Genomic DNA, 14,103 nt, shown 5'->3' with positions numbered 1-14,103 from the left:
CCGTGCCGGACGCAAAGGACGAACGCGTTTCATGACTTCACGCATCCTCGTGGTCGACGACGACACAGCGCTGGCCGAGATGATCGGCATCGTGCTCGACACCGAAGGCTTCGAGACGGTGTTCTGCGCCGACGGCGCCGAGGCCGTCGACGTGTTCCGGACGGAGCGCCCGGATCTTGTGCTGCTCGATCTGATGCTGCCCGGCATGGACGGGATCGAGATCTGCACGCGGGTGCGCCGCGAGTCCGGGGTGCCGATCATCATGCTGACCGCGCGCACCGACACCGCCGACGTGGTCCGCGGACTCGAGTCCGGCGCCGACGACTACATCGTGAAGCCCTTCAACCCGAAGGAGCTGGTCGCCCGCGTCCGCACCCGGCTGCGCACGACCCCGGTGGAATCGGGCGAGGTGCTGCGGATCGGCGATCTGACGGTCGACGTCGCCGCGCACGAGGTGCGCCGGGCCGACGCCGCCATCGCGCTCACCCCGCTCGAGTTCGAGCTGCTCGTCGCCCTCGCCTCGAAGCCGCAGCAGGTGTTCTCCCGCGAGATGCTGCTCGAGCAGGTCTGGGGCTATCACTACAAGGCCGACACCCGCCTCGTGAACGTCCACGTGCAGCGCCTGCGCGCCAAGGTCGAGCTCGATGCGGACAATCCCAAGATCGTGACGACGGTGCGCGGGGTCGGCTACCGCGCGGGCGCCGTGGTCTGACATGGCCGCTCCGGCCGTGCGCCGCACGTGGTTCGCGCACACCCCGCGGGCGTGGCGCACCTGGCCGGAGACCCTCGCCGGGCTCTGGAGCCGCTCGCTGCGCTTCCGCACGCTCGTGCTCACGATCGCGTTGTCGACCCTCGCCATCCTGGTCGCCTGCGTCTGGATGGCGCTGGCCATCCAGAACGATCTGTTCCAGTCCCGTCGCGATCAGGTGCTCGGCGACGCGCGACGTGCGACGATCTCGGCGCAGGACCGGCTGGACGCGGCGGTGCAGAGCGACAGCGTGCAGGTGCGCAACGTCATGGTGAGCGTGCGCGACACGCTGGTGCGGCAGTCCGCATCCGAACGCGTCGCGGTCTTCCGGGTCGATCAGACGCCGTCGGCGACGGCGCCGCAGGACTTCACGCTCGGCGGCGAGTGGGACGCCGAGATCACCGATGCCCTGCGTGCGCGTGTGCAGAGCAACGCCGACGTGCAGTGGTGGCAGTCGATCGCGCTGACCGACGACGCCGGGCGCTCGGTGCCCGGCATGGTGGTCGGTCAGCAGCTCGAGGTCGAGGGCGTGGGCCCCTACGAGCTCTACATCGCCTACGACCTGTCCGCCGCCGGGCAGACGCTCGCGTTCGTGCAGGGCACGCTCTGGATCGTCGGGTTCGCCCTCATCGCGATCATCGCGGGCATCTCCTGGTTCGTGCTGCGCAGCGTCACGGTGCCGATCGGGGATGCCGCGCGTACCAGCGCGGAGCTCGCCGCGGGCCGGCTCGACATGCGGCTCGACGTGCACGGCGAGGACGAGATCGCGACCCTCGGACGGTCCTTCAACGCGATGGCCGACAGCATCCAGGCGCAGATCAAGGAGCTCGCCGACCTCTCGCTCGTGCAGCAGAGATTCGTCTCCGACGTCTCGCACGAGCTGCGGACCCCGCTGACCACCATCCGGCTCGCCGCCGATGTGCTCAACGACCACCGGGAGGGCTTCGACCCGGTGTCGGCCCGCGCGGCGGAGCTGCTGCACGCCCAGGTGCAGCGGTTCGAGGTGCTGCTCGGCGACCTGCTGGAGATCAGCCGTTACGACGCCGGGTCGGTGCAGCTGGAACGCGAGCCGACGAGCCTCGCCGCCCTCGCGGAGGACGTCATCGCCTCGATGCAGCAACTGGCCGACACGCACGGCAGCGACGTCAGGCTGGTCGCGCCGGGCGGGTACTCCCCGGTCGACATGGATCCGCGTCGCGTGCGCCGGATCGTGCGCAACCTCCTCGGCAATGCGATCGAGCACGGCGAGGGGAGGCCCATCGTCGTCACGGTCGACAGCGATCAGGACGCCGTCGCCCTCGGCGTGCGCGACTACGGTCTCGGCATGAGCGCCGAGGACCAGGAACGTGTGTTCGACCGCTTCTGGCGGGCCGATCCCTCGCGCAAGCGCACCATCGGCGGCACCGGTCTCGGGCTGTCGATCGCGCTCGGCGACGCACGTCTGCACGGCGGCTCGCTCGCGGTCTGGTCATCGCCCGGCCGCGGCACGAACATGGTGCTCACCCTGCCGCGACGCGAGTCGGCAGAGGAAGCCGCCTCGCCCTTGCCGCTCGATCCGGGCGACGACGTGCTCGACGTGCTCGGCGTGACCCAGCCGCTCGACATCCGGGCCGCCGGCGCCGGGCACGGGGAGGATCGCCGATGAGGCGCGTGTGGAGACTCGTCGGCGTGCTCGTGGTCGTCGTCGCGCTCGGCGGCTGTGCCGGACTGCCCACGAGCGGGCCGGTCCAGCCCGGACCGTCCTACAGCTCGGACCCGGAGTCTCCGGACGTCATCTTCCGGCCGAACGCGCCGCAGCCGGGCGCCACCCCCGAGCAGATCGTGGACGGGTTCGTCACGGCCGCATCTGGGCCCCAGGACAACTGGGAGACGGCGCGACTGTATCTCGCGTCCGACTACCGCGACGCCTGGCAGCCCGAGGCCGGCGTCATCGTCGACGTGCTGGCGGACCGGCTGTACGCCCCCCTGGCCGACGGCAGCATCGACCTCCAGGTGACGCCGCGGGCCACGGTCGACGAGGGCGGCAGCTACTCGCGGTCGGACGGCGGGGTGGCGGCGCCGCTCACCTACGAGCTCGCGCAGCAGGAGGACGGGGAATGGCGTATCGTCCGCGCCCCCGACGGCATCGTGCTCGACGAGGACGTCTTTCGGAGCGTGTTCCGCTCCTACGCCCTGATGTACTTCGATCCGACATGGGAGTTCCTCGTCCCCGATGCCCGCTGGTTCCCGACCTCGAACGCCGCCACCCGCGTCGCGGACGCGCTCGTGAACGGAGATGCCGCGTCGTGGCTCGCGGAGTCGGTCGTGTCCGCCTTCCCCGACAACGTCGACCTGCTGCCGTCCGTGCCGACGCCCGACGGCGTCGCGCAGGCGCAGCTCAGCGCGGAGGCGCTCGCGCTCGACCAGGCGACGCTCGACCGGATGCAGACGCAGCTGTCTGCGAGTCTTGCCTCCGCTCAGGTGACACAGGTCCAGATGCTCGTCGACGGCACGCGCCTGGACGCCCGACGGCTGTCCACCCAGGACACCACCATCGATCCGCGAGCGCTCGTGCTGACGGAGGAGGGCTTCGGCTACCTCGTCTCGGGCGACCTGACACCTATACCCGGCCTTTCCGACGCGATCGTGGCGGCCGAGCCGCTCGCGGTGCAGCTGGCCCGGGACCGGGCCTCTGCGGCCGTGCGCCTCGCCGACGGCTCCGCCGCCCTCGTGGCGGAGGACGGCACGACGACGACGCTCGACGACCGCGCGGGCCTGCTCGACCCGACGATCGATGCCTTCGACGTGGTCTGGACGGTTCCCGCCGGCACACCCGGTGCGGTGCGGGCCACGATCGCGTCCGGTGAGGCCGTCGAGATCACCGGCGCGTGGACGGGCGCCAGCCGCATCCACTCGATGCAGATCTCGCGAGACGGCACGCGGATGGCCGCGATCGTCAGCTTCGGATCGCGCCCGGAGCTCGTCGTCGCGGGGGTGATCCGGGATGCCGATGGCGTGCCCAGCGCGCTCGGCGAGCCGATCACGCTCGCGGGCCTCGGGGGCGACGGCACGGACGTCGGCTGGCTCGACAACGCCACGATCGGTGCGCTCGATGCCAGAGCGGACGCGTCGACCTACATCGAGCAGCCGATCGGCGGCTTCACCTCCTCGCTCGAGGCGCCCGCCGGGGCCGTCGACCTCGCGGGCGTGAACAACCCGGGCGCCGTGCGGCTGCGTTCGGCGGCGGGCGAGCTGTTCGTCCGTCGCCAGACGAACTGGGTGCAGACCGGCGCCGGCGTCGAGGTGCTGGCCGTGCAGCAGGGCGGTCAGCAGTAGCATCCCTCCCCAGACGGCGGTGCGACCCCGCTGTCCACCGTCGGGCCGCGCGTTCCCGCGGCGGGCCACGGGGATGCGCCAGCATCGCGCCATGGCCGTTTCTCTCGCCGAGCTCGCCCGACGCGCCGCCGCCGACGCGCTCGCTCTCGTCCTGCCGGTCTCGTGCGCCGGATGCGGAACGCTCGACGTGGCGCTGTGCGCCGCGTGCCGGAGGCTGCTCTCGACGCCGCTCCCGCTCACGCGTCGGCTGGGGCCGCGGCTCGACGTCCACTCGGCCTTCGCGTATGAGGGGGAGCCGGCTGCCGTGCTCCGCGCACTCAAGGAGGACGGACGCACGTCGCTGGCCCGGCCCCTGGGGCTGGCCCTCGCAGCGCGGGCGGCATCCGTGTTCCCGGGGGACCGGATGCGGTACGTGGCGGTGCCGACCTCGCCCGCGGCCATGCGACGGCGCGGATACCGGGTGGTCGAGCTCGTCCTGCGGCGGAGCGGGCTGCCCGCGGTCCCGGCTCTGCGCACCGCCCGCCGGACGGCGGATCAGCGCCGGCTCGGCCGGGACGACCGCGCGCGCAACGTGTCGGGCAGCCTCACGGCGGCCGGTGTGACTCCCGGGGAGAAGGTCGTGGTGGTCGACGACGTGGTCACCACCGGGGCGACTCTGTCCGAGGCCGCCCGCGCACTCGAGCGGGCCGGCGGCGTGGTCGTCGGAGCGCTCACCGTCGCCGCCACGCCGAAGCGCGGTTCGGCGCGTGACACCGCCACCTCCGAGGACTAGCGTGGAGGGGACAAGGCGACGATGGTCCGCCCTTGACCGGGTGGACCGGAACAAGGAGGTCAAGGATGGATACCAGCATCGTCGGCGTGGGCGTCGGGATCACGGATCGCTTTCGCGCTGTCGTCGAGGAGAAGTCCGGTCGCATCGAGAACATCGCGCCACGGGCGCAGAGCCTCGACGTGAAGGTCACGCACCGCGCCTATCACAACGGCCGGATGGAGGACTCCACCGTCGAGCTGACGCTGACCGGCAAGGGCCCCCTGGTGCGGGCCGAAGCCGTCGACGGCGACAAGTTCACCGCTCTCGACCTCGCGGTGGACAAGCTCTGCGAGCAGGTGCGGCGCGCGAAGGACAAGCGCATCGACGGCCGCAACCACCCGCGCGGGGCCCACTACGAGAAGGGCACCGGCGAGATCGCCGGAATCGACGTGCAGCCGGCGTCCGCGGATGTCATCAAGGCGGTCGCGACGGGCGAGATCCCGGTCATCACGGGGGCGGAGGACGAGGCCGACTACACGCCGGTCGTGATCCGGACCAAGCGGTTCGATGCGGAGTGGCTGACCGTCGAGGAGGCGGTCGACCGGATGGAGCTGGTCGGCCACGACTTCTTCCTCTTCATCGACGCGCGCACCGACCATCCGAGCGTCGTCTACCGCCGCAAGGGCTGGGACTACGGCGTCATCTCGCTGACGACCCAGGCGGTGCCGGAGCAGCTGGCCTCCTGACACGAGAGTCCCCCGGGACGGTCGTCCCGGATCCGTGTCTCGCTTGTGCAGGTCGGTCGGGGTTTCCGGCTGCACAAGTGAGACACGGGGTCGAGGGTGTGGGTGGTTCCGGGGGTCGGTGTCTCACTTGTGCAGGGCTTCGGCGTGATCCGGATGCTTGAGCGAGACACGCGACGCACGAGCATCAGCGCACCAAGACGGATGCGAGAGTCTCCCGGGGAGGGGGAGATCCCGCATCCGGTCGTCGGGAGGGAGCGGGGCGCGGCTCAGTCAGTCGAACATGTCGCCGAGAAGGCCGCCGATGACGAGCCCGCCGAGAATGCCGCCCATCGCGTCGCCCATGCCGCCGCGGCCTCCCCGGCCACCGCGGCCGCCCCATCCGCCGCCCCAGTCGTCGTCGCGCGGGCGGGCGGAGTCGATGTCGCGCTGCGCGAGCTGCAACGCCTCGCTGGCCAGCTGCCCGGCGCGCCGGGAGAGGTGCAGCGCGGTCTCGAGCGAGTCCTCCTCGTCGGGCAGGCGCTCGATGTCGGCGCGGGTGCGCTCGGCCTCGGCGAGCCGGGTGCGCGCGTCGGCGCCGATCCACCCGCGGTGGCCGTTGATGAGACTGCCGGCGACGGCGATCTGACGGTCGGCGTCGTCGACGGCGTGGCGCACCTGGGCCGGGCTCGGCAGGGGGTGCTCCGCGCGCTTGCGGGCCTTCGCGACCGCGATGTCGAGCGCCTCGTTGGCGCCGCGCAGCCGGGACAGCTCGGCGAAGGGATCCGTGGGCGTCCCGGGGGCGGGCAGCGTCGAGAGGGTCTGCTCGAGGTCCCGCGTCGCCGACGCGACCTCGGGCGTGGTCGGGGCGGTGCGCGCCCGCACCAGATCGTCGCGGGAGTCCGCGATCACCTCGGCCAGGGTCGACTCGGCCCGCAGCGCCTCGATCTCGAAGTCCTCGACGCCGTCCAGCAGGTTCTCCGCCCGGCGCACCGACTCGGTCGCGGCCTCGAGCGCGAGGTTCGCCTCCTCCGCGCGGTTCGCCGCCCGGCGGCGGGTCGAGACGTCGGCGCTGTGCAGGGCGAAGGAGAGCACCTGTTCGGCCTCGGCGGGAGCGTTCTCGATCTGGTGGACGGCGGATGCGGCGTACCGCCCGCGCAGGCGCTCCACGACCTCCGCGGCGTGCGGGATGCGTTCGCGCAGGCGTTCCGCATCCGTCCGCACGCCGGCGAGCACCTCGGGCGCTCGTCGGATGCGGGCGACGGCGTCGGCGAGCGTCGCCGTACGGTCGTCCAGAAGCTCCTCGGCCCAGTCGCACAGCTGCACGATCCGCGCGTTGCGCGTGCGCAGCTCCTCCGGGGTGTCCGGGATCTCGTCGTGGTTCAGCTGGTGCAGCTGGAACGCCTCGGCGAGGTGCGTGCGCACGGCCGTCAGCGCCTCGCGGAGGTCCCGGGTGGACTTGTCTCCGAGCTCCGCCTCGGCGAACGACAGCTCCTCGGACGTCGACCGGATCCGCTCGTCGGCGGCGACCAGCGACTGCTGCGCGCGCCGGGCGAGATCCGCGTCCTGCGCGTCGATCTCCGCCTGCTGCTCGCGCTTGCGCTTACCCCAGAAACCGGCCATGGATCGATCCTATGCGGGTCGGAGAGGTGCGGACCGGCGCCGCCGTCGTCACGCGATCGCCGTGCGGCGGGTGAGGTCGGGGCGTCGTGGCGGCACGAGCCAGGAGACGGCGGCGATGCCCGCGGGAAGCGCGAGGGCGGTCGCGGCGATGAGCGACCACGGCACGTCCTCGAGCCGGAGCATCCCGTCGGACTGGATCGCGAAGCACGCGGCTGCGGAACCCGTCGAGCTCGAGCGGAAGCGTCACGTTCTCGAGGGCGGTGAGGGTCGGGATGAGGTTGAAGTCCTGGAAGACGAAGCCGAGCGAGCGCCGCCGCTGAGCGCGCTGACGGCGGTGGGTCCTGTGCCGTACTGCTGCGAGACGCCCACGAGTGTGAGCACGGCGTCGGTCATCGCGCCGACTCCGCGGTGCGGGAGGGACGCCCGCGCTTGGGCCGCTCGGTCGAGAGCTCGAGCGCCAGAGCATGCTGCGGATGCTGAGCGAGCCGTTGTTCGGTGTGGTCGAGCCAGCGCACCTCGGCCTCGGCGGAGAAGATCATCGCGTCCACGACGAGGGACCAGGCGAGCTCCTCCGGGCCGTCCGTGTTGTCCCCGGCGTACTTCGCCTGGTGCAGCGCCTGCAGCTGGCCGAGAGACGCGCGCCGCTGGGTCTGGATCACCGCGGCGATGTCGACGCCCGGCAGCGTCGCGGCGACGGCGAGCTTGACGGCGAGCTCGTCCCTCGTGCCCTGGCCGCGTTCGACGGGCGACCCCAGCCACGTGCGGACCTCCTCTCGGCCCGCCTCTGTGATCTCGTAGTAGACGTGGCCCTGCGGGTCGATGTCGCCCTTGACGACGAGTCCGTCGCGTTCGAGGCGGTCGAGGGTGTTGTAGATCTGGCCGACGTTGAGCGGCCACGTCGAGCCGGTGCGCCGGTCGAACTCGGCGCGCAGCTGATAGCCGTAGCACGGACCCTGGTCGAGGATGGCGAGCATGCTCTGGCGGACGGACACGGGCGACTTCCGATCTGCTCAGAACCTGAGCGTGTCGATGACCTTGACGCGCAAGGCGACGCTGGCGGGCAGGATGCCGGCGAGCGCGCCGACGAGGACGGATGCGGCCAGGCCCAGCAGCGCGGCGCGCACGGGGAACGGCGGCACGTCCTGCATCCCGGTGAACATGGACAGGACGACGGGGGTGCGGAGCACGACGATCGCGAGGACGATGCCGACGGCGCCGGCGACCGCCGTCGCGACGACGTTCTCCAGCAGCACCGAGGTGAACACCCGCACGCTCGTCGCGCCGAAGCTGCGTCGGACGCCGATCTCGCGGATGCGCTGACGCATCGCCACGAGCTGGACGTTCACGAGGCTGAGCCCGCCCAGGAGCAGAACGAGCCCGGCGATGGCGCCGGTGACCAGCTCGAACGCGAGCGCCGCGTCGCCCGCGCCGGTCTGCGCGGCCCAGTCGGTGCGGTTGACCGCGATCTCGACGCCGGACGAGGCGGCGGCGCGCAGGTCCATCGCGAGCACGGGACCGATCTCGTCGACGATTCCCGGGGGCACCCACACCTCCCGCTGGACGATCAGGTCGGCGGGCATGGCGTCCACCCTGTCGCGGTAGCTGTCGTAGAGCATGTCGACGCGGTGCTCGGTGTCCCACTGCCCCTGCCGGGGGGTGACCCCGACGACCTGGTAGGTGCCTGCGAGCGGCCCCGTCAGGGTGAGCGTCGGATGCTGCGCGAGCGGCACGCGGCCGAGCGAGTCCCACAGCGGCTCCGAGACGACCACGGCGGGGGCGAGCAGCTCCCGATCCTCCGACGTGAACCACCGGCCCTCGGCGAGCGCGAGCCGGTGCATGACCGGGTAGTCGACATCCATCAGGCGGGTGGTGGTGTCGCGCACACCGTCGGGTGCCTGCACGGGCACGGTGAGGGTCGCGACGCGTGAGACATGTCCGAAGCCGTAGCGCTCGGCCACGCGGGCGAACTGGGCGTCGAGCGCATCGGGGTCGACCGCCGTGCCGTCCGTGCCGGAGGCGGTCACCGCGATGGTCGCGACGCGTCCGCCGTACCTGTCCGACTGCTCGGCGGAGTACTGCCGCTGATAGTCGGCGAGCGCGAAGACGGTGGCGAGCGCACCGACCGACACCGCGATGCCGATCAGGCTCAGCAGCACCCGGAGCCGATGATGGCGGATCTCGGCCCACGCCTCGGTCAGCGCTCCGACGACGGGGGCGAGCAGGCGGCTCATTCCGGGACCTCGGCGGCGAGCGTGCTCTCGCGGAAGGCGCGATCGAGGTCGGCGGGGGCGATCCGGCCTTCCTCGAGCCGGAAGTGCCGGCGCGCGCGGGCCGCGACGTGCAGGTCGTGGGTGATGGTCACGAGCGCCGCATCCGTCTCGGACGCGATCTCATCGAGCAGCCCCATCACGACCGATCCGGTGTGCACGTCGAGAGCACCCGTGGGCTCGTCGGCGAGGATCAGGGAGGGGCGTCTCACCAGCGCGCGCGCGATCGCCACGCGCTGCTGCTCGCCGCCGGAGAGCCGCTCGGGCGGCGAGTCCAGCCGGTGGCCGAGCCCGACGCGTTCCAGCATCGCCGCGGCGATGTCGGTGCGGCGCCAGAACTCGCGCCCGGTCGCGTAGCCGAGCGGCATGGCGACGTTCTCCAGCGCGGTGCGTCCGGCGAGCAGGTTGAACTGCTGGAAGACGAATCCGACAGTGCGTCCCCGCATCCGATCGAGCGCGCCCGACCGCATCCTCGACACCGATCGTCCTTCGAACGCGACCGAGCCCGCGGAGGGCATGTCGATGAGGCCCAGGATGTTCAGGAGCGTCGACTTGCCGGAGCCGCTGCGACCGACGATCGCCACGTGGTCGCCCGCCTCCACGTCGAGGTCGATGCCGTGGAGGATGTCGAGTCGAGAGTCGTCGGGGAGCACGACGTGCTTGGCGACGCCCCGCAGCGAGACGAGTGTCACCAGCTCATCCCCGTCTCGCAGTACTCGCCCCCGGCGCCGTCGTCGTAGCAGACCTCCTCGACGGGAGCGGCTACCCCGGGCACGAACTGCCGGATCATCTCGCCCTCGGCGAGTCCGTCGACGACCTCCACCGTCGTGCCGTCGCTCACGCCGAGCGAGATCGTGCGCTCCTCCGGGTCTCCGCCGTCGCCGGCGTCCACCCAGACCACGCCGGAGCCGGCGCCGCCCTTCACCGCGGTGGTGGGGACGACGAGCGCATCCGAGACCGTGCCGATCGTGAGGTCCAGGGTCACCGGCAGTCCCGCGAAGACGGTCTGGTCGCCGGGAACGGCGCAGCGCACGCTCGTCGTGCCGTCCTCGGCGACCTGCACGTCCAGCCCCGTACAGGCGAAGGGCGCCGGTCCGCCCGGGATCGTGACCGAGGCCTCGGACGGCGCCCCCAGCAGCCGATACAGCTGGACGGGCTCGACGGCGCTGAGCACGTGGTGGCGCGCGGGCGAGAGCGAGGCCAGTGCGACACCCACCGACACGGCCTGCCCTCGCACGACGGCGATCTCGGAGACCGCGCCCGCCTCGGGGGCGGCGATGTCGATGGTGCGGACCGGGTCGGCCTGCTTGACGGTGAACAGGACCTGACCCGCCTCGACGCTCTGGCCGTCGCCGACGTGCACGGCGGTGACGGTCCCGTCGATCTCCGACTTCACGTCGAACGCCTCGTCGCGCGCGATCGTGCCGGACAGGCTCAGCGCGTTCACGACCTCGCCGCGCTCGACGGTCACGACGGGGTCGGCGATCCCCGCGACCGGCTCGGCCGAGACGGGCTGCGCGTCGGGGAAGAAGGCGATCTTCGTGAGCGAGGCGGCGATGAGCCCGAAGGCGACCACCAGCAGGATAGGGAACACCCAACGACGCCAGACGACCACGGTTCGTCCTCTCCCATCCGCCCGGCGGCGGAACTCGGTTTCAGATGCATACCTCGTATGTAGTTTCCGAGTATATGCATACGCGACACTGCTTTCCTGTCCCTCCGGATGTCCGAGTGTCGGAGGGAGTCGGTCGTCGACGCATCCAGTGCTCTCGAAGGTCACGGACGGATAACATGGAAGGCGGTGTGCTCGGATTCCGGGCGCGACTGGGTGCGACAGCGCCCACCCGACAGATGGAGATGCCCCGTGGCCAACCCTCTCGAGAAACTGCTCCGCGCCGGCGAGGGCCGGCTCGTGCGCCGCCTGCAGCAGGTGGCCAAGGCCGTCAACGCCCTCGAGGAGGAGTACTCGCACCTCACCGACGAGGAGCTGCGCGGAGAGACCGTGGAGCTGCGCGCCCGTCACGAGGCCGGGGAGACCCTCGACCGGCTCATGCCGGAGGCGTTCGCCGCCGTCCGCGAGGCGGCCCAGCGCACGCTCGGCCAGCGTCCCTACGACGTTCAGGTCATGGGCGGCGCCGCCCTTCATCTCGGCAACATCGCCGAGATGAAGACCGGTGAGGGAAAGACGCTCACCGCGACGTTCGCCGGATACCTCAACGCGATCGCCGGCGAGGGCGTGCACATCGTCACGGTGAACGACTACCTCGCGAGCTACCAGTCCGAGCTCATGGGCCGCGTGTACCGCGCGCTCGGCATGACGACCGGGACCATCGTGTCGGGCCAGACACCGGAGGTGCGCCGCGAGCAGTACGCCGCTGACGTCACCTACGGCACGAACAACGAGTTCGGGTTCGACTACCTGCGCGACAACATGGCCTGGCGCAAGGAGGACCTCGTCCAGCGCGGTCACTTCTTCGCGATCGTCGACGAGGTCGACTCGATCCTCATCGACGAGTCGCGGACGCCGCTGATCATCTCCGGGCCCTCCTCGGGCGAGGCGAACCGCTGGTTCACCGAGTTCGCCAAGGTCGCACGCACCCTCGAAGCGGGCGTCGACTACGAGGTCGACGAGAAGAAGCGCACGATCGGCGTCCTCGAGCCCGGGATCGAGAAGGTCGAGGACTACCTCGGCATCGACAACCTGTACGAGTCGGCGAACACCCCGCTCATCTCGTTCCTGAACAACTCGATCAAGGCGCTCGCGCTGTTCAAGCGCGACGCCGACTACGTCGTGATGAACGACGAAGTCATGATCGTCGACGAGCACACCGGCCGCATCCTGGTGGGTCGCCGCTACAACGAGGGCATCCACCAGGCGATCGAGGCGAAGGAAGGGGTGCCGGTCAAGGCCGAGAACCAGACCCTCGCGACCGTCACGCTGCAGAACTACTTCCGTCTCTACGGCAAGCTCTCCGGCATGACCGGCACGGCCGAGACCGAGGCCGCGGAGTTCATGTCGACCTACAAGCTCGGCGTCGTCCCCATCCCGACGAACAAGCCGATGATCCGCAAGGACCAGCCCGACCTGGTGTACAAGAACGAGCAGGCGAAGTTCGAGCAGGTCGTCGAGGACATCGCCGAGCGGCACGAGAAGGGCCAGCCGGTGCTGGTGGGCACGGTGAGCGTCGAGAAGAGCGAGTACCTCTCGAGGCTGCTCGCCAAGAAGGGCATCAAGCACGAGGTCCTGAACGCGAAGAACCACGCACGCGAGGCCGAGATCGTGGCCCGGGCCGGGCGCCTGGGCGCCGTCACGGTCGCCACCAACATGGCCGGCCGCGGCACCGACATCATGCTCGGCGGCAACGCCGAGTTCCTGGCGGTGCAGGAGATGAAGGCGAAGGGACTCGACCCGGTCGAGACCCCCGACGAGTACGAGGCCGCGTGGGACGCGGTCTACGAGGGCACCCGCGACACGGTCGCCGAGGAGGCCACCAAGGTCGTCGAGGCGGGCGGGCTGTATGTGCTCGGCACGGAGCGGCACGAGTCGCGGCGCATCGACAACCAGCTGCGCGGTCGCTCGGGCCGCCAGGGCGATCCCGGCGAGAGCCGCTTCTACCTGTCGCTCACCGACGACCTGATGCGGCTGTTCCAGTCGGGCGCCGCGGAGGCGATCCTCGCGCGCACGAACTTCCCCGACGACGTCGCGATCGAGTCCGGCATGGTGTCGCGGGCGATCAAGAGCGCCCAGAGCCAGGTCGAGTCGCGGAACGCCGAGATGCGCAAGAACGTCCTGAAGTACGACGACGTCCTGAACCGTCAGCGCGAGGCGATCTATGCCGATCGTCGCCACATCCTGCAGGGCGACGACATCGCCGACCGCGTGTCGCACTTCGTCGAGGACGCCGTCGCCGCGATCGTCGACGACCGCACCGGCAGCGGCCACACCGAGAGCTGGGACTTCGACGCCCTCTGGACCGAGCTGGGCACCGTCTACCCCGTCGGCGTGACGATCGACGAGGTCGTCGCAGAGGCGGGGGAGAAGGGGCGCGTGACGCCCGCCGGCCTCAAGCGCGAGCTCACGAGCGACGCGAAGATCGCCTATCAGAAGCGCGAGGAGCAGCTCGGCGAGGCCGCGATGCGCGAGCTCGAGCGCCGGGTCGTGCTGCAGGTGCTCGACCGTCGCTGGCGAGACCACCTCTACGAGATGGACTACCTCAAGGACGGCATCGGCCTGCGGGCGATGGCCCAGCGCGATCCGCTCATCGAGTACCAGCGCGAGGGCTACGAGATGTTCCAGACGATGATGGGACAGATCAAGGAGGAGTCGGTCGGCTTCCTCTTCAACCTCGAGGTCGAGGTGCGCCGTCAGGGCGACGATCACACCGAGGTCGCCGCGAAGGGCCTCGTCGCCCCCGCCGTCGAGGCCCAGCGGCTCGAGTACACCGCCCCCACCGAGGACGGCGACGTCGAGGTGCGCAACGATCGCGGTCAGGTGCAGAAGGCGGCGACGGGCCGCGCGCGCCAGGCGACGGCGCCGCAGGCCCCGGCCCGTGTGCCCGAGCCCGCCGCCCGTGGCGCCTTCGGACAGAAGACGGATGCCGCGGGCTCCGCCGCATCCGCGCCTTCTCCCGCTCCGCAGAACCGGGCCCAGCGCCGCGCGAAGAAGAAGTAGCGCTC

General features: G+C 71.2%; 12 protein-coding genes. 6 read left to right on the top strand and 6 right to left on the bottom strand.

What is annotated here, in order from left to right; translation table 11 throughout:
* The first annotated feature begins 31 nt into the window (after positions 1 to 31).
* From mtrA to hpf, 5 genes are all read left to right on the top strand, one after another.
* Positions 32 to 712 carry an MtrAB system response regulator MtrA gene (mtrA, locus tag GVL03_RS11170; RefSeq protein WP_159501074.1) on the top strand — a complete coding sequence of 227 codons (681 nt, stop codon included), beginning with the start codon at positions 32 to 34 and terminating at the stop codon, positions 710 to 712.
* A gap of 1 nt (position 713) precedes the next feature.
* Positions 714 to 2,393 (top strand): MtrAB system histidine kinase MtrB, encoded by a 1,680-nt coding sequence (gene mtrB, locus GVL03_RS11165; RefSeq protein ID WP_159501073.1) that lies wholly within the window; start codon positions 714 to 716, stop codon positions 2,391 to 2,393.
* A complete protein-coding gene (locus GVL03_RS11160; protein WP_159501072.1) occupies positions 2,390 to 4,063 on the top strand; it encodes an LpqB family beta-propeller domain-containing protein in 1,674 nt (557 codons plus the stop codon). Before mtrB ends, GVL03_RS11160 begins: the two co-directional genes overlap by 4 nt.
* A 91-nt stretch (positions 4,064 to 4,154) precedes the next feature.
* Positions 4,155 to 4,835 (top strand): ComF family protein, encoded by a 681-nt coding sequence (locus tag GVL03_RS11155; protein WP_159501071.1) that lies wholly within the window; start codon positions 4,155 to 4,157, stop codon positions 4,833 to 4,835.
* 65 nt (positions 4,836 to 4,900) lie between these two features.
* Positions 4,901 to 5,560, top strand: coding sequence for a ribosome hibernation-promoting factor, HPF/YfiA family (gene hpf, locus GVL03_RS11150; protein ID WP_159501070.1), 660 nt, complete (start codon positions 4,901 to 4,903; stop codon positions 5,558 to 5,560).
* 270 nt (positions 5,561 to 5,830) lie between these two features.
* On the opposite strand, the gene GVL03_RS11145 is transcribed toward hpf, so the two are convergent.
* The 6 genes from GVL03_RS11145 to GVL03_RS11120 form a co-directional block, all read right to left on the bottom strand.
* Entirely contained in the window at positions 5,831 to 7,159 is a 1,329-nt protein-coding gene (locus GVL03_RS11145) for a hypothetical protein (protein ID WP_159501069.1), read from the bottom strand.
* A 48-nt stretch (positions 7,160 to 7,207) separates the two neighbouring features.
* Positions 7,208 to 7,342 (bottom strand): hypothetical protein, encoded by a 135-nt coding sequence (locus GVL03_RS22635; protein ID WP_306770333.1) that lies wholly within the window; start codon positions 7,340 to 7,342, stop codon positions 7,208 to 7,210.
* A gap of 206 nt (positions 7,343 to 7,548) precedes the next feature.
* On the bottom strand, positions 7,549 to 8,151 hold the full coding sequence (locus GVL03_RS11135; RefSeq protein WP_159501068.1) for a PadR family transcriptional regulator: 603 nt from the start codon (positions 8,149 to 8,151) through the stop codon (positions 7,549 to 7,551).
* 18 nt (positions 8,152 to 8,169) lie between these two features.
* On the bottom strand, positions 8,170 to 9,390 hold the full coding sequence (locus tag GVL03_RS11130) for an ABC transporter permease (protein ID WP_159501067.1): 1,221 nt from the start codon (positions 9,388 to 9,390) through the stop codon (positions 8,170 to 8,172).
* Positions 9,387 to 10,118, bottom strand: coding sequence for an ABC transporter ATP-binding protein (locus GVL03_RS11125; protein ID WP_159501066.1), 732 nt, complete (start codon positions 10,116 to 10,118; stop codon positions 9,387 to 9,389). The genes GVL03_RS11130 and GVL03_RS11125 overlap by 4 nt, the downstream gene beginning before the upstream one ends.
* Positions 10,115 to 11,041, bottom strand: a complete 927-nt coding sequence (locus GVL03_RS11120; RefSeq protein ID WP_159501065.1) for an efflux RND transporter periplasmic adaptor subunit — start codon at positions 11,039 to 11,041, stop codon at positions 10,115 to 10,117. The genes GVL03_RS11125 and GVL03_RS11120 overlap by 4 nt, the downstream gene beginning before the upstream one ends.
* A 249-nt stretch (positions 11,042 to 11,290) precedes the next feature.
* Between GVL03_RS11120 and secA the strand changes: the two genes are divergently transcribed.
* Positions 11,291 to 14,098: a preprotein translocase subunit SecA gene (gene secA / locus GVL03_RS11115; protein WP_159501064.1), complete on the top strand. Its 2,808-nt coding sequence runs from the start codon at positions 11,291 to 11,293 to the stop codon at positions 14,096 to 14,098.
* Positions 14,099 to 14,103: the final 5 nt, after the last annotated feature.

The sequence above is a fragment of the Microbacterium sp. 18062 genome, from assembly GCF_902706225.1.
GTDB lineage: Bacteria > Actinomycetota > Actinomycetes > Actinomycetales > Microbacteriaceae > Microbacterium.
This window is presented reverse-complemented; position numbering and strand designations above follow the sequence as displayed.